This window comes from Terrihabitans aquatilis (genome assembly GCF_052542005.1).
The window spans coordinates 536,088-559,161 of sequence record NZ_JBOCUO010000001.1 but is presented as its reverse complement, the minus strand read 5'-3'; the positions used below and the strand labels follow the sequence as shown (position 1 = coordinate 559,161).

Sequence of the window (23,074 nt, the reverse complement as noted above, 5' to 3'; positions counted from 1 at the left end):
TCAGCTTTTATCGCGCGGCCTGAACGCGATTCCACGGTCGACGATGGCCGCTCCAAACCGCCGACGCAGATCGTCGATCGCGGTTTCGGCTGCGATGCGGCGCGGCAGATCCGGCAGCAGGAGATCCGGCGGATCGCCGTCCTCCAAGGGGTGCAGATCGTCCACGCCGATTCCGATCAGCCGGAAACGCTCGCCCTTTGCCTCAGCCATCAGGAGATCGCGCCCGGTTTCATAGATCCGGGCTGCGAGGCGGGTAGGGGTCTCCAATGTCCGGCTGCGGGTGCGGCTTCGGAAATCGGCGGTCTTCAGCTTCAGCGTGACGCGCGTCCCCGAGAAGCCGGCCTGTTTCAGGCGGGTCGCCACTTTGTCCGACAGTGACCACAGCGTACGCGCCAGAGAATCGGCATCGGCGACATCTTCATCGAACGTGGTTTCGGCGCTGATGCTCTTGGTTTCGCGCGTTGGGCGCACCGGGCGCTCATCGCGGCCATGTGCCAGATTCCACAAATGGAGGCCGTGCGATCCAAGCGTGCGCATGGCATCTTCCGCCGACAGGCGCCGAAGATGGCCGATCTCGGTGATGCCATGCTTCTCCAGCCTGGCCCGCGCCGCGGCGCCCACGCCCGGAAGCATGCCGACAGGGCGCGCGGTGAGGAATTCGACAGCTTCCGCGCGCCCGATCACCGCGAAACCACGTGGCTTGTCCAGATCCGACGCGATCTTCGCGAGAAATTTGTTCGGTGCGAGGCCGACTGAGATCGTGATGCCGATCTCCTTCTCGACGCGCTTCGCAAATTGCGCGAGCACACGCGCGGCCGACATGCCGTGCACGCGTTCGGTGCCCGACAGATCGAGAAACGCCTCGTCGATGGAGACCGGCTCCACCAGAGGCGTCAATTCCCGCATCAGATCGCGCACCTCGCGCCCCACGGCGGAATAGCGTGCATGAGAGGGCCGCACAACCACCGCTTCCGGGCACAGCGCCAGCGCCTTGAACATGGGCATGGCCGAGCGCACGCCGTTGATGCGGGCGATATAGCAGGCCGTCGACACCACGCCGCGCCGGCCGCCGCCGACGATCACCGGACGATCGCGCAGTTCCGGATTGTCGCGCTTCTCGATGGCTGCGAAGAACGCATCGCAATCCACATGCGCCACCTGCAGGGAATGGATTTCCCGATGGCGCACGACACGAGGGCCGAAACACGTTCCGCATCGTGGGCGTTCGGAGGCCTCCGCGAGGCAATCGCGGCAAAAGCCCGGCTCGAGCCGAGCGCCGTTCACTCCGTTACGGGTCCCGCGAGCGCGAGCCGGGCCTGCATCACATGTTCCGCTCGAATGCCTTCTTCCATCGCGAAGGCGAGGAGCAAGGGTTCGTCAGCCAGGATGTAGTCCAGTACGCCCACCAGAAAACCGGTCTCGCCCGCCACCTCGCGGATCCGGCGAGGGTCGAGGCCGGAAGCGGCCAGGAAGCTTCCCAGGCGCTCGGCATCGCCGGCAAAGAAGAGCAGAGCGCGCCCGGCGAGCTCTTCGGCGTTCCCGGTGTCGCGCCGGATAGCACCTTCTTTCATCAATAGGATTCGCCCTTCGTCAACTTTTAGCTAGTAGTATTTTCGGCAACCACTACCAATTGCCGCCCACCCCGTGCGAGTGAGCGTTTCGAGGTTCCCCAGGGGGAGAGAGTCCACTCTGATGGCAAAAACGATCCTCATTGTGGAAGACAATGAGCTTAACATGAAGCTCTTCAACGATCTTCTGGAGGCCAACGGTTATGCCACTGTGCAGACCCGCAACGGCGTCGAGGCGATCGCGCTCGCGCGCATGCACATGCCGGACCTGATCCTGATGGATATCCAGCTCCCGGAGGTTTCGGGGCTGCAGGTCACGCGCTGGCTCAAGGATGACGAGGATTTGAAAAAGATACCGGTGATCGCGATTACCGCTTTCGCCATGAAGGGCGACGAGGAGCGCATCCGGGAAGGTGGATGCGAAGCCTATCTGTCGAAACCGATTTCCGTGTCCAAATTCCTGGAGACGGTTCGACATTTTCTCGATTCCTAGGCGCGCCGTCGATGCCCGCGCGTGTCCTCATCGTCGACGATGTTCCCGCCAATCTCCGGCTTCTGGAAGCACAGCTGACGGCGGAATATTTCGAGGTCGTCGCGGCCAGCAACGGTGAAGAAGCGATCGACGCGTGCCTGCGCAGCAGCTGCGATATCGTGCTGCTTGACGTAATGATGCCGGGCATGAACGGGTTCGAGGTGTGCCGGCGCCTGAAGAGCGATCCGCGCACCTATCATATCCCCATCGTCATGGTCAGCGCGCTGGATCAGCCGGCCGACCGCGTCGCGGGCCTGGAAGCTGGCGCCGACGATTTTCTCACCAAGCCCTATTCGGAGGTAGCTCTCCTCTCCCGCGTGCGCAGCCTCAGCCGCATGAAGCAGATGACCGACGATCTCCATCTTCGCGCGGTATCGTCGCGGGAGATCGATGTGGCCGGCATCTGGGGCGCGGCGATCCTGGACGACGGCCTGCGCGGACGCATCCTGATCGTGGATGACCGCGCGTCTTCCTATGAGCGCATGAAGGCCGCGCTCGATCAGGATCATCACGTCGAGATCGAAACCTCGCCGCAGGAGGCCGTGTTCCGGGCTGCGGAGGTGTCCTACGACCTGCTCATCGTGAGTCTCGGCTTCGCCAATTACGACGGCCTGCGGCTTTGCAGCCAGACGCGTTCGCTGGAGCGGACGCGCTATCTGCCGATCCTGGCCGTCACCGAGCCGGAGGACAGCGCCCGCATGGTCCGCGGGCTCGATCTGGGAATCAACGATTTCCTGACGCGCCCGATCGATCGGGCCGAGCTGATCGCCCGCGTCAAAACCCAGATCCGCCGCAAGAGATATTCGGAGCGTCTGCGCGCCAGTGTCCAGGTCAGCGTGGAAATGGCCGTGATGGATCCGCTGACCGGGATGCACAATCGGCGCTACATGGAACGGCAGCTCGAGCAATTGTTCGACGCGGAACCGGTGCCGCAACGCCCGCTCAGTGTCGTCATGATCGACATCGATCATTTCAAGGCGATCAACGACACATATGGCCATGATTGCGGTGACGAGGTTCTGCGGGAATTCGCGAACCGCGTCCGCAAAAGCACGCGCGGCATCGACATCACCTGCCGCTACGGCGGCGAGGAATTCGTGATCGTGATGCCAGATGCCGACCTCGGGGTCGCCCGCAATGTCGGAGAGCGGTTGCGCCGCAAGATCATGCAGGAGCCCTTCATCGTGGGAAGGGCGAAGGCATCGCTCGACGTCACCATCTCCGTCGGAATTTCAGCCCGCCAGGCAGCGGATACTCCGGCCAGCGTCATCAAGCGAGCGGATGTCGCGCTTTATCAGGCCAAGAGCGACGGGCGAAATCGCGTCGTCTCGGACGCCGCCTGAAACGACGTCCCGCGATTAAGCTTAAATATTTAGGTTTATTTAAGGAATCGACGCGGCCGACCGCTTTTGCATTTTCCTAAAATGCGTCCGAATCTATCGTGGATGTGCCGAGGCTGGATTGAGTACTCAACCAGTCTTGCGCGGTCCGAGAATGGTGGATTTGCCGCATCTTCCGCTGCTCAAGGACCTTAACGGCGGGGGCGGTCTCTGTGGCCTCAACAAGGAGGCTGTCCCCGCCACAATCCTCTCGTGGCTCTGCCGAGAGACGCAATGCAACAAGGGCCGGTGCAGATCTGCACCGGCCCTTGTTGCATGCGAACCAACGCGGCTTTCGCCGCGTCACATCACTTGATCTTGGTTTCGCGGAACTCGACGTGCTTGCGCGCGACGGGGTCATACTTCTTCATGACCATCTTGTCGGTCTTCGTACGCGCGTTCTTCTTCGTCACGTAGAAGAAGCCGGTGTCTGCGCTGCTGAGCAGCTTGATCTTGATCATCGCGGCCTTGGCCATGCGGAACTCCTTGGCGGCGCGCGCAAGGGCGAAGCGCAGGCGCACCTAAATGCAATCAGGAAGCCGGCAACCTAATCATCCCGCCGTGCAAGTCAAGGATTCTCGGTGCGAATGGTCGCAGGGTTTTTACGCCGGCCCGATGCCACGCGAACGCCCACTACGGCGACGTAGATCGCGAACAGGGCGGCGATGGTCAGAGGCAATCCATGCGGGTCCCAGAGGTCGAGGCCGGCGCCCACCATGGGCGGGCCCACCAGCATGCCCATGCTGTACATCATTACAAAGGCGGCGTTGGCGCCCGCGAGCTGCCCGCCACGGAACTGCGCTCCCAGATGCGCCAGCCCCACGGTGTAGAGGCCGGCCACCAGCCCGCCCCAGACGGCAACCACGGGGAAGAGGAATGACGGCTGATGCGCAATGAACGGCATCAATGCCGCACCCAGCACGCCGACCGAGCCGAGCCCAAGAAGGAGCTTACGCCGGTCGATACGGTCGCTGACGATGCCGATCGGCACCTGCACCAGCACGTTGCCTAGAGCCAGGATGGACACGAGGAGGGCAGCGGTCGCCTCCTGATAACCAAGCCGCAATCCATAGAGAGGCAGAAAGCTCATGCCGCCGGTCTCGACCGCGCCGAAGACGAAAGCCGCGAAGATGGCGGACGGTGCCACGGTGAAGAAGGTCAGGAGCCCCTGGTGCTGACCATACTCGATCTTCGGCATGAGATTGCCGGCAAGCCCGACGGGGATCAGGGCAATCAGGAAGATGGCCGCGCCCACGGCGTAGGACGTGATCGACGCGCGGTCCAGCACGGTCAGAAGAGTCGGACCGGCCGCAAACCCCAGCGACAGGCACGTCGCGTAAATGCCCATGACGAGGCCGCGCGAGCGCTCGGGAGCTGCGGCGTTGATCCAGAATTCGGAGAGAACGAAAAGAACCGCCAGCGATACTCCGAACAGAAAGCGCAGCGGGAACCACACCCAGAGTGGGCCGGCGAAATAAAAGGCGATGAAGATCGAGGCGCCCAGCAGCAGCGCTCCGGCGAGCAGGCCGCGAACGCCGATGACCGCCGCCAGCCGCGGAATGAACGGCGCCACGATAATGGTCGCAATGCCCGACATCGCTGTCGTCAGCCCGATCATCGTTCCCGAGACGCCGCGCTCTTCCAACACGAACGACAGAAGCGGAACGGAAAGGCTGAGCCCGATACCGACGATCGTGATGCACATGATGGCGGTCGCGATGGCCATGATCTGGCTGCGCTGGTCGGTGAAAATGCTCATGAACTCAGATTTCGTCGCGGAGGAAGGCTCCACCGCGCGTCCGGAAGAAGGGTACGGGAAGGTCCCGCTCCAATCCCGCTTCTATACGAGCGGCGAGTTCCCGCAATATGACACGCGTGATGGGCAGCATCGGGAGATGGTCGTTCTCGCGATCCAGCCCCGCCCAGCACAGCTCCACCAGTTCCGCATCGGGATGAACGAGGCCATCGATGCGGGCGGCGACATTTTCCGCGTCCACCGCAAAGAAGCGGGTGTCGTAGCGGCGCGGCAGGCCGGGCGGCGTAATGGCGCGGGCCACGTAGGTCAGGCTGTGCAAGGCCGGCACGATCCCGCGCTCGAAGAAGGGCATCCAGTCGTCCGCGCCCGGCGGGCGGGACCAGGTGCCGCTTTCTCCGAGCAGAAGGCCGGTTTCCTCGGACAGTTCCCGGATCGCGGCAAGCGCGATGGCGCGGGCCCGTGCCGTACTCGGGCGACTGGTTTGGCGCATCAAGGCGCTCTCGACAGTTTTCCGGAGGGGCGAAGTACTGGGTATGCGTCCGTCCCCGGCTTCCACGCGGCCACCCGGAAAGACGAACAGGCCCGGCAGGAAGACCAGCCTGTCATGGCGCTTGCCGAACAGGACACGCGGAAATGGCCCCGTCCGATCCATCAGGATGATCGTCGCCGCATCGCGCGGACGGCGTTGGGACGGATGGAAGGCCGGCCTTTCGGCGAGAGATGGTCGGGGCTCGGTGATCACCGGGCGGCAGGCGGGCCGTCGGGATTGGCCGATCCGAAGCCATGCATGCGCAAGGCCCATTGCATGCCCACAAGTGCGCCTTTCACCACGGGCAGCAGAGCCAGCGACATGATGATCGTCATCGGCACCCACAAAATCAGGTGAAGCCAGACGGGCGGCGCGAAGTTCATTTCCACGGTGAGCAGCAGCCCCACCACGATATGAGCCACGATGCTGATGACAATATAGGCCGGTGCGTCATCGGCACGATGGTGGTGCAGGGGTTCGCCGCAGGCGGGGCAGGCATCCACCACCTTCAGATAGGCATAGAAGATCTTGCCTTCGCCGCAATGCGGGCATCGCCCGCGCGCGCCGTTCAGCATGGCGGTGCCGAGCGGGCGCTCCGTGGGGAGAAGGGCGGCGGATCTCTCGTTCATTTCCGTCTCGCCGTTCGTCGGGGCCGTGATTCGGCGCTGGCGCGGCGCAGACCGCGCTTGCCGCGACCCGGAGGTTTCATCGGCCGGCCCTCGCTCAGCACCTCGAAACGCAAGGCGCCGGCGACGGGGATGGCCTCGACCAGCTTGACCTCGACATCGTCGCCGAGGCGGAAGGCCTCCCCGGTGCGCTCGCCGATCAGGCTGTGTCCGGCCTCGTCGAACACGAAATAATCCTGGCCCAGCGTCGATGCCGGCACGAAACCCGAAGCACCGGTGTCCGCGAGGGTCACGAACAGCCCGGATTTCGTGACGCCCGAGATGCGGCCCCGGAAGGTCGCGCCGATCTGCTCCGCGAGATGGTGCGCGATCAGGCGGTCGATCGTGTCACGCTCCGCCGCCATGGCGCGTCGTTCAGCCGCCGAGATGGCGGTGCCGATCTCGGCCATGATTGCGGGCGTAACGTGCTTCGGCAGGCCATCCTCACCTAGATCATGGGCGGTGATCAGCGCGCGGTGGACGATGAGGTCGGCGTAGCGGCGAATAGGCGAGGTGAAGTGTGCGTAGCGGCGCAGGTTCAGTCCGAAATGGCCGTAATTGTCAGGGCCGTATTCGGCTTGCGCCTGCGAGCGCAGAATCACCTGGTTGACGACCTCGTTGTGCTCGCTGTCGGCCACATGGCTGAGAATACGGTTGAAATGGGCCGGGCGCAGATTCTCTCCGGCCGGCAAAGCCATGTCGAGCGTCTTGAGGAATTCCCGCAGGCTCGTCAGCTTTTCGAGGGAGGGCGCGTCATGAACCCGGAAGACGATAGGCAGTCGCTTGGCGGTCAAGGTTTCGGCGGCTGCCACGTTGGCGAGGATCATGAACTCCTCGATCAGCCGATGCGCATCGAGACGCGGCGGCACGATCACCCGATCGACCTTGCCCTCGGAATCGAGAATGATCTTCCGTTCGGGAAGATCGAGATCGAGCGGCTGGCGCTGATCGCGCGCCTTCTTCACGGCCGCGTATGCCTTCCAGAGCGGCTTCAGGACCGGCTCGAGGAGAGGTGAGGTCACGTCGTCCGTGCGGCCATCCACGGCGGCCTGCGCCTGCTGATAGGATAGCCGCGCGGCAGACCGCATCATGATGCGGTGGAACGTGTGGCTTGTCTTGCGGCCTTCCGCATTGATGACCATCCGCACAGCAATCGCCGGACGGTCTTCAAGCGGGCGAAGCGAGCACAGATCGTTCGAAATCCGCTCGGGCAGCATGGGAACGACGCGGTCGGGGAAATAGACCGAATTTCCGCGGGTCAACGCCTCGCGGTCGAGGGCTGTGCCGGGGCGCACATAGGCTGCCACGTCGGCGATCGCCACCGTGACGATGAAGCCGTCGGGATTGGCCTCGTTCGCGTCCGGCTCGGCATGGACCGCGTCGTCATGGTCCTTGGCATCGGCCGGGTCGATGGTCACCAGCGGCAGGGCACGCCAGTCGTCGCGCCCCGCGAGTTTCGCCGGTCCGGCCGTATCGGCTTCCGCGAGCACAGCCGCCGGGAAGACATGGGGAATGTTGTGCGTGTGGATGGCAACGAGGCTGATCGCCTTCTCGCTGGTCAGCGATCCGAGGCGTTCACGCACGCGGGCCTGCGGCACGCCGAACCGGCTTTCCCGGATGATGTCGGCCGCGACGAGATCGCCCTCGCCGGCGCCACCTTCCTCGCCGGGTGCGACGTCGAGAGCGCGGCCGAGACGTTTCTTGTCGACCGGCTCAAGCCGCCCGCCGCCGCCGGGTCGTGCGCGGAAAATTCCGAGGAGGCGCTGGCTCTCCCGCGAAATCAGCTTCACCACGCGCCCGATCGGCTCGGCTTCGCCCGTCGTTTCGATCCTGAGGAGAACCCGGTCGCCTGTTCCGGGCGCGATGTCCGGCTTGCGGCCACGCCTTTGGCTGTGCACGAGAATTCTCGGTGGTTCGCCGTCCTCGTCGTTCCACTCGACAGGACGGGCCAGCAATTCACCGTTGCTGTCGCGGCCGAAAATGTCGGCCAGAACGATTCCGGGCAGGGCGCCGGGGGTGCGCATTCGCCGGCCGCTGCGCGAGATGGCGCCTTCGCGTTCCATCTCCTTGAGCAGCGATTTCAGCGCGACCTTCGCGGCGCCACCCTTGATGCCGAACGCCTTGCCGATATCGCGCTTGCCGGCCTGGCCGGGATGTTGCGCGATGAACGCGGCGATCTCTTCCTTGCTCGGCAGCTGTGGATTGCGGGACGCGGCCAATCGAACTCCGTCAGGTGTCGGCGGTCGAAGAATCGCCGGCCGTCTTGGCGGTGCTCTTCTTCTTCGCAGGTGTCTTGGTCGCGGCCTTCTTTGCCGGAGCCTTCTTCGTTGCGCTCTTGGCCGTGGTCTTGCTTGTGGCTTTGCGCGCGGGCTTCTTCGTACCGCCACCGGCTTCCGCCTTGGCAGCGATCAGCGAGACCGCTTCTTCCAGCGTCAGGGTATCGGGGTCACGGCTGCGCGGGATGGTGGCGTTGACCTTGCCGTGGCTCACATAGGGCCCGAACCGGCCGGCGCGCAGCGTAATCGAACCGCCTTCCGGATGGTCGCCGAGCACCTTGGCCGGCGTGCTCTCGCGCGCCGAGCGTCCGCCCGCTTTCTTCTCCGCGAGTACGGATACGGCGCGGTTGATGCCGACCTCGAACACCTCTTCCGCCGACGACAGATTGGCGTAGACGCCATCGTGGTTGACGTAGGGGCCGTAGCGTCCGATCCCGGCCTGGATCATCTTCCCCGTCTCTGGGTGCGTGCCGATATCGCGCGGCAGGGACAGCAAGGCTACGGCTCGCTCGAGATCGATGCTGTCCGGCGTCCAGCCCTTCGGCAGCGAGGCCCGCTTCGGCTTGTCGCCGTCGCCAAGCTGCACATACGGGCCGAACCGGCCGTCGCGGATCGTAATGTCGGTGCCGGTCTCCGGATCCTGGCCAAGAGTGCGCGTGCCATCGGCTCCCATGCCCGCAACGCCTTCGGCGCCGCCGGCAGGCGCTGCCAGAGGCCGCGTGTAGCGGCATTCGGGATAGTTCGAACAGCCGATAAACGCGCCGTATTTGCTGGTTTTCAGAGACAGCCGTCCGGTGCCGCAGACCTGGCACTGGCGCGGATCGCCATCGTCGCCGCGTGGCGGGAAGATGTGTGGGCCAAGCACCTCGTTGAGGGCTTCCAGCACCTCGGTGGTGCGCAATTCCTTGGTGCCGGCAATGGCCGCGGCGAAGTCCTGCCAGAAATCGCGCAGGACGTCCTTCCAGTCGAGCTCGGCATCGGAAATCAGGTCGAGCTTCTCTTCCAGCCCGGCCGTGAAATCATATTCCACATAGCGGCGGAAGAAGCTTTCCAGAAACGCCGTGAGCATGCGACCCGTGTCCTGGGGGACGAGGCGCTTCTTGTCGAGTTCGACATAGCCGCGGTCGCGCAGCACGCCGAGGGTCGCCGCATAGGTGGATGGGCGCCCGATGCCGAGCTCCTCCATCTTCTTCACAAGGCTCGCTTCGGTGTAGCGCGGTGGCGGCTCGGTGAAGTGCTGGGTCGATTTGATCTCGCGTGCGTCCAGCGGGTCGTGGGCGGCGAGCGGCGGCAGGCGGCGCGCCTCGTCATCGTCGCCCTCGTCGTCCTTGCCTTCCTGATAGAGTGCTAGGAATCCATCGAAGGTGATGACGGTGCCCGTGGCGCGCAGTTCCAGGCCACGGCTCGCCGCCTGCGCCACGATCTCGGCATTGGTGCGCTCCACCTCGGCCGATTCCATCTGGCTGGCGACCGTGCGCTTCCAGATCAGTTCATAGAGCGCGAACTGGTCCCGATCGAGATGAGCGCGCACATCCTGCGGCCGGCGCGAAACGTCGGTCGGGCGAATCGCCTCGTGCGCCTCTTGGGCGTTCTTGGCCTTCGTCTTGTAGATGCGCGGCGCGCCCGGCAGGTAACGGCGGTCGTAATTCTTGCCGATGAAGCCACGCACCTGCGAAACCGCCTCCGGCGCGATCTGCACGCCATCGGTTCGCATATAGGTGATCAGGCCGACCGTCTCGCCGCCGATGTCGACGCCCTCGTACAGGCGCTGGGCCGTGCGCATCGCATTGGTCGCGGAGAGGCCAAGCTTGCGTGAGGCTTCCTGCTGCAGGGTGGACGTGGTGAAGGGCGGCTGCGGATGGCGCTTGCCGGGCTTCGACTCAACCGAGGCTACGGTGAAATCCGCGAAATCGAGCGCACGCTTGAAGGCGGCGGCCTCTTCGCCGTTGCCGATGCCAAGCCGGGAAATCTTCTTTCCATCCGCGCCGACGAGGCGGGCCTCGAAGGCCTCACCCTTCTTCGTCGCAAGATGGGCGATGAGCGACCAATATTCCTGGCTGACGAAGGTCTCGATCTCGCGCTCACGATCGCAGACGAGGCGCAAGGCCACGCTCTGCACGCGGCCGGCGGAACGGGCGCCCGGCAGCTTCCGCCACAACACGGGAGAGAGCGTGAAGCCGACGAGATAATCGAGCGCGCGCCGGGCCAGATAGGCATCCACCAGCGCGACATCGATCTCGCGCGGTTGCTTCATCGCGTCGAGCACGGCCTGCTTGGTGATGGCGTTGAAGACGACGCGCTGGATCGTCTGGCCCTTCAGCACCTTCTTGTCGCGCAGTACCTCCAGCACATGCCAAGAAATGGCCTCGCCTTCGCGGTCGGGGTCGGTCGCGAGAATCAGGCGATCGGCCGATTTCACCGCGCGCGCGATATCGCTCAGGCGCTTCTGGGCCTTGCCGTCGACTTCCCACAGCATCTGGAAGTCTTGCTCCGGATCCACCGATCCGTCCTTGGCCGGAAGGTCGCGAACGTGGCCGTAAGACGCCAGGACTTCATAACCGGAGCCCAGATATTTGTTGATCGTCTTGGCTTTCGCCGGGGACTCGACGATGACGAGGTCCATACTTGCCTGTGTTTTCTCAAAGAGATGATGATGCCAGAAGCGGCGAGAACATGGGGAAGCGCCCGATGCGTGTCAAACTTTACAGCGATTGCACCACCAGGACGCGGCTTTAGGTTGTGTTATATGAACTTGCAATTATCAGTAAGGTTGGGCTAACCCGATTGGGCGGAAGCTAATTTAAGCTCCTCGACCCGTTGCACTTATTGCTGCTGGGCCAGGGGACAGGGCAGGGGCCGCGAATGAACGCAAAAAATCCGGGAGGAGGACAAACTCCAATGGAAACGGCGAAGTACGTGGCAGAGCTGACGGCGGAGTTGGCGACTTTGGCTCGGGGATCGGGGCTGGATGTCATCGGCTATCTGCTTGATCTCGCTCGACTCGAAGCTGAGGAAACAGCACGAAACCACGGTCAGGGACGCGCCGGACATTCCTGAGGTTCCTTCTGCCGGAACCTAGACGAGGCTTACACGCCCGCCGAAATGCCGCTCGAGCCGGCCCGCGATTTCCAGCTCGAGCAGAATGAACTGAACATGCCCGGCGGGTGCGCCGGCGAGACGAACCAGATCATCGATGCCGCAGGGCGAAGGGCCCAGCAGGCTCTCGATACGCGAGCGCAGATCGTGTTCGTCGTCCGCCGCCAGTGGGATCGGCGGTTCGACCTCGGAAATCTCGGGCGTCCCGGCCATGAACAGGCCGGGGCTCATGCTCGGAGAGATGGCCTCGACCACATGCTCGGCCTTCGTGATCAAGGTCGCCCCATCTCGCAGAAGCTTGTTCGAGCCCTCGCAGCGCGGGTCCAACGGTGAGCCGGGCGCCGCCAGCACTTCGCGGCCCATCTCGTTGGCAAGGCGGGCGGTGATCAGCGAGCCCGATCTCAGTGCAGCTTCCACCACCACGGTACCGATCGCTAGTCCGGCGATGATTCGGTTGCGCCGGGGAAAATCCTGCGCCCTCGGCGTCCATCCCGCGGGCATCTCCGTCAGCGCGGTTCCTTTTTCCTGCAATCGGGCGAGCAGATCCTTGTGCTCCGGTGGATAGATCCGATCCGGGCCGCCGGCCATTACGGCGATCGTGCCGGTGCCCAGGCTGGCCTCATGGGCCGAAGCATCGATGCCCCGGGCCAGCCCGGAGGCAATCGCGAATCCTGCATCACCGAGTTCGGCGGCCAGCCGTGCCGCGAAGGTCCGCCCGGCGGCGGAGGCATTGCGCCCACCAACGATCGCAATGATCGGGCGATTCAGCACGGCACCGTCGCCCATCGACGTCAGCAATGGGGGAGCTCCGTCAGCGTGCGCGAGCAGGGACGGGTAATCGGGATCGCCCAAGCCGATCAAACGGGCGCCCAGCCGCTCCAGGGCCGCGAGTTCGCGCTCCGCCTCGGCGTTCGAGCAGATGCGAGGGCTGACACGCGCGCCGCCGCGGCGGGCCAGATCCGGCAAGGCTTCCAGTGCTGCCTCGGCGCTTCCGTAGCGATGAAGCAGCCTACGAAACGTCTGGGTGCCGATGTTCTCGGAACGGATAAGGCGCAGCCATGCCAGTTTCCGGGTGTCGGACAACGCCATCTCTGAAACGCCCGTCCTAGACGCTGGGTGAAGGCGTCGGCTTCTTGCCGATCTGGCTTTCCGTGCCAGCCAGAAGGCGGCGGATGTTTGCCTGATGCTTGATGTAGATCAGGATCGCGAGCACCACGAAAAGCAACGCGACAGGCGTGGATGCGGTGAGCCAGAGCACGAGAGGTGTTGCCGCGCAGGCAATTAGCGCCGACAGCGAGGAATACCGCGTGAGCCATGCCACCGCGAGCCAGATCGCGCCGAAGGCAAGCGCCGCCGCCCAGTCAAAGGCCAGCAGAAGGCCGATATAGGTGGCGACGCCCTTGCCGCCCTTGAAGCCGAGCCAGACGGGGAAGAGATGTCCGACGAACGCGCCGAGCGCGGCTGCCAGCGCGGGCTCCAGCCCCCAAGAGGATGCCACGAACACCGCAAGAGTGCCTTTCAGCGCATCCGCCAGCAGCGTCGCGGCTGCCAGATCCTTGCGGCCGGTGCGAAGCACGTTCGTCGCGCCGATATTGTTCGAGCCGATGCTGCGGATATCGCCCAGGCCCGCCGCGCGCGTCAGCAGCCAGCCGAAGGGGATGGAGCCCAGCAAGTAACCGAAGGCCAGAGCGGCAAGCAAAACGGGAATGGACGGCATCGGCCAGGAAATTCCAGCGAGTTTGAAAAGCCGAGATTATTGGTAGACGGTGCGTCCGGCAACCAGCGTACGCAGCACGCGGCCTTCCAGCCGGGCCTCGTCGAATGGCGTGTTCTTCGACTTCGAATGCAGGTTCGCGGGGTCGAGCATGTAAGGCTCGTCCGGATCGAACAGGACGAGATCGGCCGCGGCTCCCTTTTCCAGCCGGCCGCCCGGAAGGCCCAGTAATTCCGCCGGTCGGGTGGAGAGCGCGTGAAGCAGACGCGGCAGCGCCAGATGCCCCGCATGGACCAGCCGCAAGCCCGCGCTCAGCATGGTTTCGACACCGATCGCGCCATCGGAAGCATCTGAGAAGGGCTGGCGCTTCTGTTCCACGTCCTGCGGATTGTGGTCGGACACGATCACGTCGATCAGTCCCTCGGCCAACGCTTCCGCCAGCGCCATGCGGTCTTCCTCGGCGCGAAGCGGCGGCGCCACTTTAAAGAAGGTGCGGTAGTCGCCGACGTCGGTTTCGTTGAACGACAGGTGGTTGATCGAGGTGCCGAACGTGACCGGCAGGCCTGCATCTCGGGCGCGCCGGGCGATCTCCAGCGAATCGCGGCAGGTGATGATCGCTGCGTGGTAACGGCTCCGCGTCATGCGGACGAGGCGCATGTCGCGCTCCAGCATGACAGCTTCCGCCTCCACGGGCCGCCCCGATAGTCCCAGCCGGCTGCAATATTCGCCGGAATTCATCACGCCCTTGCCCGCAAGATCCGGATCTTCCGTGTGATGGACGATCAGTGCGTCAAAATCGCGGGCATAGGTAAGCGCCCGCGTCATCACGCGAGCATTGGCCACGGAGCGCGCGCCATCGGTGAAGCACACCGCGCCCGCCATCTTCAGCAGGCCGATCTCGGTCATTTCCTCGCCGCGCAGGCCTTTCGTCAGGGCCGCTGCGGGATGAAGATTGACCACGGAATTGGCTCGCGCCCGGCGCAGCAAATAATCGACGATGGCAGGATCGTCGATTACCGGATCGGTGTCCGGCATGCAGACGAGCGTCGTCACCCCGCCGGCTGCGGCCGCCAGCGAGCCAGAGCGGATATTCTCGCGGTGCTCCGCGCCGGGTTCGCCCAGAAAGGCGCGCATATCCACGAGGCCCGGCGCCAATACCTTGCCCGCGCAGTCGATGATTTCCGAACCTTCCGGCGCGGACGCCGCATCGGCCGCCAGCCCGGCGATGATGCCATCCTCAACGAGAAGGGAGCCGCGAATTTCCGTGCCTGAGGCCGGGTCGACGAGGCGGGCATCGCGGAAAAGAAGGGGGCGCTCGCTCATGCTCGGTCCCGATCAGGCAGATTGCCGGCCAAGGCCTCCAGCACGGCCATGCGAACAGCGACGCCCATCTCAACCTGCTCGCGGATCAGGCTCTGCGCGCCATCGGCCACTTCCGAATCGATCTCGACGCCCCGATTCATCGGCCCCGGGTGCATCACGAGCGCATCCGGTTTGGCCCAGGACAGTTTTTCCGCGTCGAGACCGTAGAAGTGGAAGTACTCTTTCACCGACGGCACGAAAGAACCGTTCATCCGCTCCAGCTGCAACCGCAGCATCATCACGATATCCGCGTCCTTCAGCCCCGCCCGCATGTCGCGGAACACCTCGACGCCGAAGCGCTCGATGCCGCGCGGCAGGAGGGTGGACGGCCCGATCACGCGCACCCGCGCGCCGAGCGCCTGAAGTGCGATGATGTTGGAGCGCGCCACGCGGCTGTGCAGCACGTCGCCGCAGATGGCGACGATCAGGCCCATGATGCGGACCTTGTTGCGGCGGATGGTCAGCGCATCGAGCAGCGCCTGGGTGGGGTGCTCATGCGCTCCGTCGCCCGCATTCACCACGGCGCAATCCACCTTGCGCGCCAGCAGATGCACCGCGCCCGCCGCGTGATGGCGCACCACGATCAGATCGGGATGCATGGCGTTGAGCGTGGCTGCCGTATCGAGCAGCGTCTCACCCTTCTTGATGGACGACGACGACACCGACATGTTCATCACATCCGCGCCGAGCCGTTTTCCTGCGATTTCGAAGGACGATTGCGTGCGCGTCGAATTCTCGAAGAACAGGTTGATCTGGGTGCGGCCGCGCAGCGACGAGCGCCGTTTTTCGACCTGGCGGTTCAAGGTCACGGCTTCTTCCGCGAGATCGAGCAAGCCCGTGATCTCGAACGGCGAAAGGCCTTCGATCCCGAGCAGGTGCCGGTGGCGGAAGGTGAAATCGGGTTGCGCTGGAGCGTTCATCCGAAGGCGTCTCTTAGGTGGAGTCGGAACCGGGGGCAAGTCTCCGGCGTTTTTCCCTCAAAGTCCGGCGGATGCCGGCTTGCTTCACAACGGAAGAGGCCGATCATGGCTTTTAACATCAAGATGCGTTCGGTGATCATGGGCCTTGCCCTGTTGACGGCGGCCGGTGCGTCCGCACAGGCCGCTCCGGCGTTCAGCGGCGGGGCGTCTGCGGTCGCTCAGGCCGGACAGGCCGCAAGCGACGTGGTGGATGTCCGTCATCGGCACCGTCACCGCCATTATCGCAACGGTGCTATTGGCGCAGGTGTAGCCATCGGCACGCTTGGCCTGATCGCCGGCGCTGCCGCGGCCCGCGATCGTGATTATTATTACGACGATTATTACGATTACGCGCCACCGCCCCGCAGGGTGTACCGCTATTACGACGCGCCTCGGTATTATTATCCGCCGCCGCGCCGCTATTATTACGGCTATTGATTCCGGAAGGGGCGCTACGGCGCCCTTTCTTTTTGGCATTCCAGCGTCCGCAGGCGATCCAGCGCTCCCTGAAGAATGAAGGCCGCCGCGTGCTGGTCGATCACCGCCGCCCGGCGGGCGCGGCTGACGTCCTGCTCGATCAGCATGCGTTCGGCCGCCACCGTGGACAACCGCTCGTCCCAAAGCGCGATCGGGATCTCGGTGATGTTCGAGAGATTGCGGGCGAACGCCCGGCTTGCCTGCGCGCGCGGACCTTCGCTGCCGTCCATATTGATTGGCAGCCCCAGCACGAAGGCCGCAATCCGCCGTTCCGCCGCAAGGCCCAGCAGTTTCTGCGCGTCCGCCGTGAATTTGCCCTTCGCCAGAGTGACAAGCGGGGCCGCTACGCGCCGCGTGTCCTCCGAGGCCGCGATCCCGATTGTCTTGGTGCCGAGGTCGAGGCCGAACAGGGAGCCGCGAACGGGCAGGCGCGTCGCGAGTTCATCGACGGTGAGAATGGGTGCTGGCATCGTGCGGCGATAGCACGGACCGGTGCGGGCGTCTCCGGCGATCTCATGCACGGTTGACCCGGCGGGGCCGGGCATTACCTTCCGCCCCGTCAAAAGGGAGCATCCGCATGCAGGTCACCTGGTATGGCCATTCCGCCTTCAAGCTGCAGTTCGGCGATGTCGGCATCCTGTTCGATCCCTTCATCACCGGCTCGGGCTATGAGGGTGATATGGCGGAGGTCGTTCGCGGCGTGACGCACATTCTCCTGACGCACGGCCATTCGGACCATGTGGGCGACACGGTCGAGATCGAGAAACAGACCGGCGCGGTCGTGGTCTCGAATTTCGAGCTCGTGAGCTGGCTGGGAGAGCAGGGCGTCCAAAAGGTCGAGCCGATGAACACCGGCGGCTCGATCGAGCTCGACGGCTTCACCGTCACGCTGACGCAGGCGTTTCACTCGTCGGGCGAGATGGTCGACGGCGTGTGGGCCCAGCTCGGCCACCCCAACGGCATCATCGTGGAAGCACCGGGCGAACCTACGGTCTACCATCTCGGCGACACGGGCATCTTTGGCGACATGAAGCTCATCAACGAGCTTTACCAGCCGAAGATCGGCTTCGTGCCGATCGGCGACCGGTTCACCATGGGTGCGCGCACAGCGGCCTATGCGGTCAACAATTTCTTCGACTTCGATGTCGTCGTGCCGTGCCATTACGCCACGTTCGGCCTTTTGGCTCCCAACGCCGACAGCTTCGTCGACCAGGTGACGAAGCCCGGCACGAAGGTCGTGGTGCCGGAAAAGGGGAAGCCTTTCGAGGCTTGAACCGCGTGCCTGCGGCCTGTGCACGCTCCGCCGCGCAGCCGAACGGTTGAGAGGCGAGGCGGCAGGTGCTAATCCGCCTCCTGAAATCAGTGTCTGTTGAATCGGAACGGAAATCTGCATGGCGGTCGACGAGACCACAGTCCGGCGCGTGGCGAAGCTTGCCCGCATCGCGGTGAAGGACGACGAGGTGACGCATCTGGCGGGTGAGCTGAACGCCATCCTGTCGTTCGTCGAGGAATTGTCCGAAGTCGATGTCGAGGGTGTCGAGCCCCTGACGAGCGTGACGCCGGTCAAGATCCCGATGCGCGTGGACGAGGTCACCGCCGGTGGCGATCCGGAGCGTGTGCTGGCGAACGCGCCGGTGCGTCAGGGCGATTTCTTCGTGGTGCCGAAGGTGGTGGAATGAGCGAGCTGATCGACCTCTCCCTGGCCGAGGCGCGCGACGGTCTCAAGGCCAAGTCGTTCACCGCGACCGAGCTCGCACAGGCGCACATCGACGCGGTGGAAGCCGCCCGCCCATTGAACGCCTATGTTCTGGAGACGCCGGAAAAGGCGCTCGACATGGCGCGCGCCTCGGATGAGCGTCTTGCGAAGGGCGAGGGCGGTGCTCTGGAAGGCATTCCGCTCGGCGTGAAGGACATGTTCGCGACCGAGGGTGTTCGCACCACGGCCTGTTCGAAAATCCTCGGCGAGTTCGTCCCGACCTACGAATCCACCGTGTCCAGCCAGCTCTGGCGCGACGGCGCCGTCATGCTCGGCAAGCTGAACAACGATGAATTCGCCATGGGCTCGTCCAACGAGACGTCGGCGTTCGGCGATGTCATCAATCCATGGCGCGCCAAAGGTTCGAGCGAGAATCTCGTGCCCGGCGGTTCGTCCGGCGGCTCGTCCGCAGCCGTCGCGGCACGTCTGTGCCTTGGCGCCACCGGCACCGACACCGGCGGCTCTATCCGCCAGCCGGCAGCCTTCACCGGCATCGTCGGCATCAAGCCGACTTATGGCCGCTGCTCGCGCTGGGGCATCGTTGCCTTCGCCTCGTCGCTCGACCAGGCCGGCCCGTTCGCGCGCAATGTCCGCGACACGGCCATCCTGATGCGCTCGATGGCGGGGCACGATCCCAAGGACTCAACGTCTGTCGATATTGCGGTGCCGGATTATGAAGCGGCCGTCGGCCGTTCGGTGAAGGGGCTGCGCATCGGTGTGCCGAAGGAATACCGGGTGGAAGGCATGCCCCCGGCCATCGAGCAGCTCTGGCAGCAGGGGGCGGATTGGCTGCGCGCCGCGGGTGCCAAGATCGTCGAAATCTCGCTGCCGCACACGAAATATGCGCTTCCGGCCTATTACATCGTGGCTCCGGCCGAGGCCTCGTCGAACCTCGCGCGCTATGACGGCGTTCGCTACGGCGCCCGCGTGCCGGGCCGCGACGTCACCGAGATGTACGAGAACACCCGCGCCGCGGGTTTCGGCTCGGAAGTGAAGCGCCGCATCATGATCGGCACCTACGTGCTGTCTGCCGGCTATTACGACGCCTATTACCTGCGTGCCCAGAAGGTGCGCACCCTCATCAAGCGCGATTTCGATCTCGCTTTCGAGGCGGGTGTGGACGCGGTGCTGACGCCGACCACACCGTCGCCGGCCTTCGCCATCGGTTCGAAGAGCGAGGCGGATCCGGTTGAGATGTACCTCAACGACATCTTCACGGTGACGGTGAACATGGCGGGCCTGCCGGGCATCTCCGTTCCAGCCGGCCTGTCCTCGGAAGGGCTACCGCTCGGCCTGCAGCTGATCGGCCGTCCGTTCGACGAGGAAACCCTGTTCGCCCTCGGTCAGGCCATCGAGGATGCGGCCGGCCCGGCTCCGAAGCCCGAGGTCTGGTGGCGGTGAGCGCGGATCGGGAAGTTCTCGCGTCCATCCGGACCGAGATCGATGCCTTGGACGAGGAACTCGTCGGGCTGCTGGCGCGGCGCCTCAAAATCGTCGAACGCGTCGTGGTCCTGAAAAAGGAGCACGGTATCCCGGCACTGCTTCCTGAGCGGGTGGACGACGTGATCGGCCACGTGCGGGGCCATGCGCAGACCATCGGCGCGCCGGATGATCTCGTGGAGCAATTGTATCGCGAGATCATCGCGTGGACGGTTCGCTACGAAGAAGGGCATCTCGGCACATGAGCCTTCCCGATCTCGCAGGCTTCAAGGCCTCCACCGACGGCGAACGGCCGGCATCGGACCTCTCCCACCCGCTGATCGCGCTGTGGTGGGCGGCGAAAGGCGATTGGGAGCGCGCCCACGCCGAGGCGCAGGCCGATCACACGCCGGACGGCGCCTGGGTCCATGCCCATCTTCACCGCGTCGAAGGCGATCTCGACAATGCCGGATATTGGTATGGGCAAGCGCGCCGTCCGCGCTGCACCGACCCGCTCGCCGAGGAATGGGATCACATCGCCGCCACTTTGCTCGCGTCCGCCGTAACGGATCGCTGGGGACCCGACATGAACATGCACTCACGCCCCGCCGACCCCAAGAAGCTGATTTCCGGAGCCACCGGAGATTGGGAAATGGTCATCGGCATGGAGATCCATGCCCAGGTCACGTCCGAGGCGAAGCTCTTCTCAGGCTCCTCAACGGAATTCGGCCGCCCGCCGAACTCCAACGTTTCGCTGGTCGACGCAGCCCTGCCGGGCATGCTTCCGGTCATCAATGCCGAATGCGTGCGGCAGGCCGTCAAGACGGGCCTCGGCCTGAAGGCACAGATCAACGAACGCTCGACCTTCGACCGCAAGAATTATTTCTATCCGGACCTGCCACAGGGCTACCAGATCTCGCAGTTCAAGAGCCCCATCGTAGGTGAGGGCGAGGTGCTGCTCGACATGCCCGAAGGGCAGGTGAAGGTCGGGATCGAGCGGCTCCATCTGGAGCAGGACGCCGGCAAGTCGATCCACGATCAGGACCCGACCAATTCTCTGGTCGACCTCAACCGTTCCGGCGTCGCCCTGATGGAGATCGTGTCGCGGCCGGATCTGCGCTCATCCGAGGAAGCACGCGCTTTCGTGACGAAGCTGCGCACCATTCTGCGCTATCTCGGCACCTGCGACGGCGACATGGAAAAGGGAAATCTGCGCGCCGACGTGAACGTCTCCGTGCGCCGCCCGGGCGATGATTTCGGCACGCGCTGCGAGATCAAGAACGTCAATTCCATCCGCTTCATCGGGCAGGCCATCGAGTATGAGGCCCGCCGCCAGATCGAGATCCTGGAAGACGGCGGCACGATCGATCAGGAAACGCGCCTGTTCGATCCCGGCAAGGGCGAGACGCGGTCGATGCGCTCCAAGGAGGAGGCCCACGATTACCGCTACTTCCCCGATCCCGATCTCCTGCCGCTCGAATTGCCCGAAGGCCTGATCGAGGAATTGTCCGGTTCGTTGCCTGAACTGCCGGACGAAAAGAAGGCCCGCCTCCAGAGCGAATACGGCCTCTCTGCCTATGATGCCAACGTGCTGGTCGGGGAACGCGCTTCGGCTGATTTCTACGAGGCCGTGGCGAAAGCCAACGATCCCAAGCTGGCGGCAAACTGGGTCATCAACGAGTTGTTCGGCCGCCTCAACAAGGAAGGACTCGGCATCGAGCAGAGCCCGGTTTCGACAGCGCAGCTCGGCAGCCTGATCGGCCTTATCAAGGACGGCACGATTTCCGGCAAGATCGCCAAGGATCTCTTTGAGATCGTCTGGACGGAAGGCGGCGAGCCGCGCGAGATCGTCGAAGCGCGTGGCATGAAGCAGGTCACCGACACCGGCGCGATCGAGAAGGCGGTGGACGATATCATCGCCGCCAATCCCGACAAGGTCGAGCAGGTCAAGGCCAAGCCGAACATGCTGGGCTGGTTCGTCGGTCAGGTCATCAAGGCCAGCGGCGGCAAGGCCAATCCGCAGGCGGTGGGCGAGATCCTGAAGTCGAAGCTGGGTCTGGAATGAGCGGGCAGGGGCGCCGGGCGGGTTTACTCCGCACGCCCGGCGCCCTGTTCCTGGTCCTCCTCGCGGGCTATTTCGCCGTCCAAATCCTGCTGCGTGTCCTCACGGCACATTCTCTGGGATTGGACGAGGCGGAAATCCTCGTCACCACGCAATCGGCAGCCTGGGGGCATGGCACCCAGCCGCCGCTCTATAATTTCCTGCAGATCGCCGCATTCGAGCTGTTCGGCGTCAATATTTTCGCGCTGGCGTTGGTCAAAAACCTGCTCCTCTTCGCAATCTTCGCCTTCGTCTTCCTCGCGGCGAGGATGGTGCTCGGCCACGATCTTCCGGCACGCATGGCGGCCGGGGCGATGTTCACCATCCCACAGCTTGCCTGGGAATCGCAGCGCGCGCTGACGCACACCATCATTGTGCTGGCGATGGCCGCCATCACCCTGTTTGTGCTGGTGCGTGTGCTTCGCGACGGGCGTGTCGCCGATTACGCTCTGCTCGGCCTTTGCATAGGTCTTGGCGCGCTCTCGAAATACAATTTCGGCCTCGGCGCGCTCGCCATGATCGCCGCAGCAGCATCCGTGCGTGAGCTCCGGCCGCGCATATTGTCGCCGATGATGCTGCTGACCCTGGGCATCGCCGCGCTTGTCGTTCTGCCGCACGCTTTGTGGGTGTCGGACAATCTCGGCGCGGCTCTCGCGCGTACGCATAAATTCGAGGCGAAGGCCGAGGCGGCCTATACATTCGCGCCGATTTTGGCGGTACTCGCCGGCGCGCTGCAATACGCCGCCGTGCCACTCGGCATCTTCGCCCTCTGCCTTGGCATTGAGCGGGTATGGCCGTCGGGTTCCGGCGAGATGGTTGTGAGGCATGATCCACTCCGCCGGTTTGCCCTCCGCATCATCCCCATCGGGCTTTTGATGCTCCTGATCGGGGCAGTGCCAACCGGCACGACCGAGTTCAAGGACCGCTGGATGAGCCCGCTGCTGTTCCTGCTTCCGCTGGTTCTGGTGGTGTGGGCGGGGCATCGGCTGGGCCGAAATGGGGGCCTCGCCCTTCAGGTCGCCTCGGCTGTACTTGCCGTGGTCGCCATGGTCATGCTGTCCGCACTTCACGTATGGCCGCGCGCGAACCGTGAGCCGCCGGACGCCAACACACCGATGCCGGCTCTGGCCATGGCCATACGGGCACAGGGCTTCGCCACCGGCACGATCCTCGCCTCGCACACCACAATCGCGGGCCAGCTCAAGCTCGAATTTCCCGGGAGCCTTGCGGTCGACGAGCAATACGGCCCGCTGCGACCCTTCAATCGGGACGGCGATATCCTTCTCGCCTGGCGCCGGCAGGATGCGCCACCCTCTCATCTCGGCACGCTTTACGCCGAAATCTGCGGGCGCCCGATTCCAGCAATCCGCCCGGCCCATCTCACCGCGCCCTATCAGCATTCGGCCCAGACCTATTCGCTGAACGTGGCGGTGCTGCGCGGCTGCGAGGATGATGGCGTGCAGGGATAGCGAAACGCGGGGGGCA

At 64.4% G+C, this 23,074-nt stretch carries 23 protein-coding genes; 10 read left to right on the top strand and 13 right to left on the bottom strand.

Going from position 1 to position 23,074, the window contains the following annotated elements; translation table 11 throughout:
• Both ACQ6S1_RS02835 and ACQ6S1_RS02830 read right to left on the bottom strand, forming a co-directional pair.
• Nucleotides 1-1,284 carry a DNA polymerase IV gene (locus ACQ6S1_RS02835; protein ID WP_445039635.1) on the bottom strand — a complete coding sequence of 428 codons (1,284 nt, stop codon included), beginning with the start codon at nt 1,282-1,284 and terminating at the stop codon, nt 1-3.
• Nucleotides 1,281-1,571: a DUF3572 domain-containing protein gene (locus ACQ6S1_RS02830; RefSeq protein WP_445039634.1), complete on the bottom strand. Its 291-nt coding sequence runs from the start codon at nt 1,569-1,571 to the stop codon at nt 1,281-1,283. Before ACQ6S1_RS02830 ends, ACQ6S1_RS02835 begins: the two co-directional genes overlap by 4 nt.
• A 121-nt stretch (nt 1,572-1,692) precedes the next feature.
• On the opposite strand from ACQ6S1_RS02830, the gene ACQ6S1_RS02825 reads away from it, so the two are divergent.
• Together ACQ6S1_RS02825 and ACQ6S1_RS02820 are read left to right on the top strand one after the other, a co-directional pair.
• Complete coding sequence (locus tag ACQ6S1_RS02825; protein WP_445039633.1) at nt 1,693-2,061, top strand: response regulator; 369 nt, start codon at nt 1,693-1,695, stop codon at nt 2,059-2,061.
• Between the two features lie 11 nt (nt 2,062-2,072).
• A complete protein-coding gene (locus tag ACQ6S1_RS02820) occupies nt 2,073-3,443 on the top strand; it encodes a PleD family two-component system response regulator (RefSeq protein ID WP_445039632.1) in 1,371 nt (456 codons plus the stop codon).
• A gap of 344 nt (nt 3,444-3,787) precedes the next feature.
• On the opposite strand, the gene rpmG is transcribed toward ACQ6S1_RS02820, so the two are convergent.
• The 6 genes from rpmG to topA form a co-directional block, all read right to left on the bottom strand.
• A complete protein-coding gene (rpmG, locus tag ACQ6S1_RS02815) occupies nt 3,788-3,955 on the bottom strand; it encodes a 50S ribosomal protein L33 (protein WP_445040247.1) in 168 nt (55 codons plus the stop codon).
• Between the two features lie 92 nt (nt 3,956-4,047).
• Nucleotides 4,048-5,238, bottom strand: a complete 1,191-nt coding sequence (locus tag ACQ6S1_RS02810) for an MFS transporter (RefSeq protein WP_445039631.1) — start codon at nt 5,236-5,238, stop codon at nt 4,048-4,050.
• Between the two features lie 4 nt (nt 5,239-5,242).
• On the bottom strand, nt 5,243-5,887 hold the full coding sequence (locus ACQ6S1_RS02805; protein ID WP_445039630.1) for an NUDIX hydrolase: 645 nt from the start codon (nt 5,885-5,887) through the stop codon (nt 5,243-5,245).
• Nucleotides 5,888-5,973: 86 nt separating this feature from the next.
• Nucleotides 5,974-6,393 (bottom strand): DUF983 domain-containing protein, encoded by a 420-nt coding sequence (locus ACQ6S1_RS02800; RefSeq protein WP_445039629.1) that lies wholly within the window; start codon nt 6,391-6,393, stop codon nt 5,974-5,976.
• Nucleotides 6,390-8,648, bottom strand: a complete 2,259-nt coding sequence (rnr, locus tag ACQ6S1_RS02795; protein WP_445039628.1) for a ribonuclease R — start codon at nt 8,646-8,648, stop codon at nt 6,390-6,392. Before rnr ends, ACQ6S1_RS02800 begins: the two co-directional genes overlap by 4 nt.
• Nucleotides 8,649-8,658: 10 nt before the next feature.
• Nucleotides 8,659-11,328 (bottom strand): type I DNA topoisomerase, encoded by a 2,670-nt coding sequence (gene topA / locus ACQ6S1_RS02790; RefSeq protein ID WP_445039627.1) that lies wholly within the window; start codon nt 11,326-11,328, stop codon nt 8,659-8,661.
• A gap of 239 nt (nt 11,329-11,567) precedes the next feature.
• Here topA and ACQ6S1_RS02785 point away from each other — a divergent pair, with 239 nt between their 5' ends.
• Complete coding sequence (locus ACQ6S1_RS02785; protein ID WP_445039626.1) at nt 11,568-11,762, top strand: hypothetical protein; 195 nt, start codon at nt 11,568-11,570, stop codon at nt 11,760-11,762.
• Between the two features lie 18 nt (nt 11,763-11,780).
• On the opposite strand, the gene dprA is transcribed toward ACQ6S1_RS02785, so the two are convergent.
• From dprA to ACQ6S1_RS02765, 4 genes are read right to left on the bottom strand one after another with little or no spacing between them, the layout of a single operon-like run.
• Nucleotides 11,781-12,890 carry a DNA-processing protein DprA gene (gene dprA, locus ACQ6S1_RS02780; RefSeq protein ID WP_445039625.1) on the bottom strand — a complete coding sequence of 370 codons (1,110 nt, stop codon included), beginning with the start codon at nt 12,888-12,890 and terminating at the stop codon, nt 11,781-11,783.
• A 16-nt stretch (nt 12,891-12,906) separates the two neighbouring features.
• Nucleotides 12,907-13,518, bottom strand: a complete 612-nt coding sequence (gene plsY / locus ACQ6S1_RS02775) for a glycerol-3-phosphate 1-O-acyltransferase PlsY (protein WP_445039624.1) — start codon at nt 13,516-13,518, stop codon at nt 12,907-12,909.
• A gap of 36 nt (nt 13,519-13,554) precedes the next feature.
• On the bottom strand, nt 13,555-14,838 hold the full coding sequence (locus ACQ6S1_RS02770) for a dihydroorotase (RefSeq protein WP_445039623.1): 1,284 nt from the start codon (nt 14,836-14,838) through the stop codon (nt 13,555-13,557).
• A complete protein-coding gene (locus ACQ6S1_RS02765; protein ID WP_445039622.1) occupies nt 14,835-15,797 on the bottom strand; it encodes an aspartate carbamoyltransferase catalytic subunit in 963 nt (320 codons plus the stop codon). The genes ACQ6S1_RS02770 and ACQ6S1_RS02765 overlap by 4 nt, the downstream gene beginning before the upstream one ends.
• Nucleotides 15,798-15,902: 105 nt before the next feature.
• On the opposite strand from ACQ6S1_RS02765, the gene ACQ6S1_RS02760 reads away from it, so the two are divergent.
• Entirely contained in the window at nt 15,903-16,274 is a 372-nt protein-coding gene (locus ACQ6S1_RS02760) for a hypothetical protein (protein ID WP_445039621.1), read from the top strand.
• A gap of 14 nt (nt 16,275-16,288) precedes the next feature.
• Here the strand turns inward: ACQ6S1_RS02760 and ruvX are convergent, their stop codons facing one another.
• Nucleotides 16,289-16,783, bottom strand: coding sequence for a Holliday junction resolvase RuvX (ruvX, locus tag ACQ6S1_RS02755; protein ID WP_445040246.1), 495 nt, complete (start codon nt 16,781-16,783; stop codon nt 16,289-16,291).
• A gap of 107 nt (nt 16,784-16,890) precedes the next feature.
• Here ruvX and ACQ6S1_RS02750 point away from each other — a divergent pair, with 107 nt between their 5' ends.
• From ACQ6S1_RS02750 to ACQ6S1_RS02725, 6 genes are all read left to right on the top strand, one after another.
• Nucleotides 16,891-17,586 (top strand): metal-dependent hydrolase, encoded by a 696-nt coding sequence (locus ACQ6S1_RS02750; RefSeq protein ID WP_445039620.1) that lies wholly within the window; start codon nt 16,891-16,893, stop codon nt 17,584-17,586.
• Nucleotides 17,587-17,704: 118 nt separating this feature from the next.
• Nucleotides 17,705-17,992 carry an Asp-tRNA(Asn)/Glu-tRNA(Gln) amidotransferase subunit GatC gene (gatC, locus tag ACQ6S1_RS02745; protein ID WP_445039619.1) on the top strand — a complete coding sequence of 96 codons (288 nt, stop codon included), beginning with the start codon at nt 17,705-17,707 and terminating at the stop codon, nt 17,990-17,992.
• Nucleotides 17,989-19,470, top strand: a complete 1,482-nt coding sequence (gatA, locus tag ACQ6S1_RS02740) for an Asp-tRNA(Asn)/Glu-tRNA(Gln) amidotransferase subunit GatA (protein ID WP_445039618.1) — start codon at nt 17,989-17,991, stop codon at nt 19,468-19,470. The genes gatC and gatA overlap by 4 nt, the downstream gene beginning before the upstream one ends.
• The gene (locus ACQ6S1_RS02735; RefSeq protein WP_445039617.1) at nt 19,467-19,754 is read left to right on the top strand and encodes a chorismate mutase; all 288 of its coding nucleotides are present in this window, start codon (nt 19,467-19,469) and stop codon (nt 19,752-19,754) included. Before gatA ends, ACQ6S1_RS02735 begins: the two co-directional genes overlap by 4 nt.
• Nucleotides 19,755-20,074: 320 nt before the next feature.
• Nucleotides 20,075-21,553, top strand: coding sequence for an Asp-tRNA(Asn)/Glu-tRNA(Gln) amidotransferase subunit GatB (gene gatB / locus ACQ6S1_RS02730; protein WP_445040245.1), 1,479 nt, complete (start codon nt 20,075-20,077; stop codon nt 21,551-21,553).
• Nucleotides 21,550-23,058 carry an ArnT family glycosyltransferase gene (locus ACQ6S1_RS02725; protein WP_445039616.1) on the top strand — a complete coding sequence of 503 codons (1,509 nt, stop codon included), beginning with the start codon at nt 21,550-21,552 and terminating at the stop codon, nt 23,056-23,058. The genes gatB and ACQ6S1_RS02725 overlap by 4 nt, the downstream gene beginning before the upstream one ends.
• Nucleotides 23,059-23,074 lie beyond the last annotated feature (16 nt).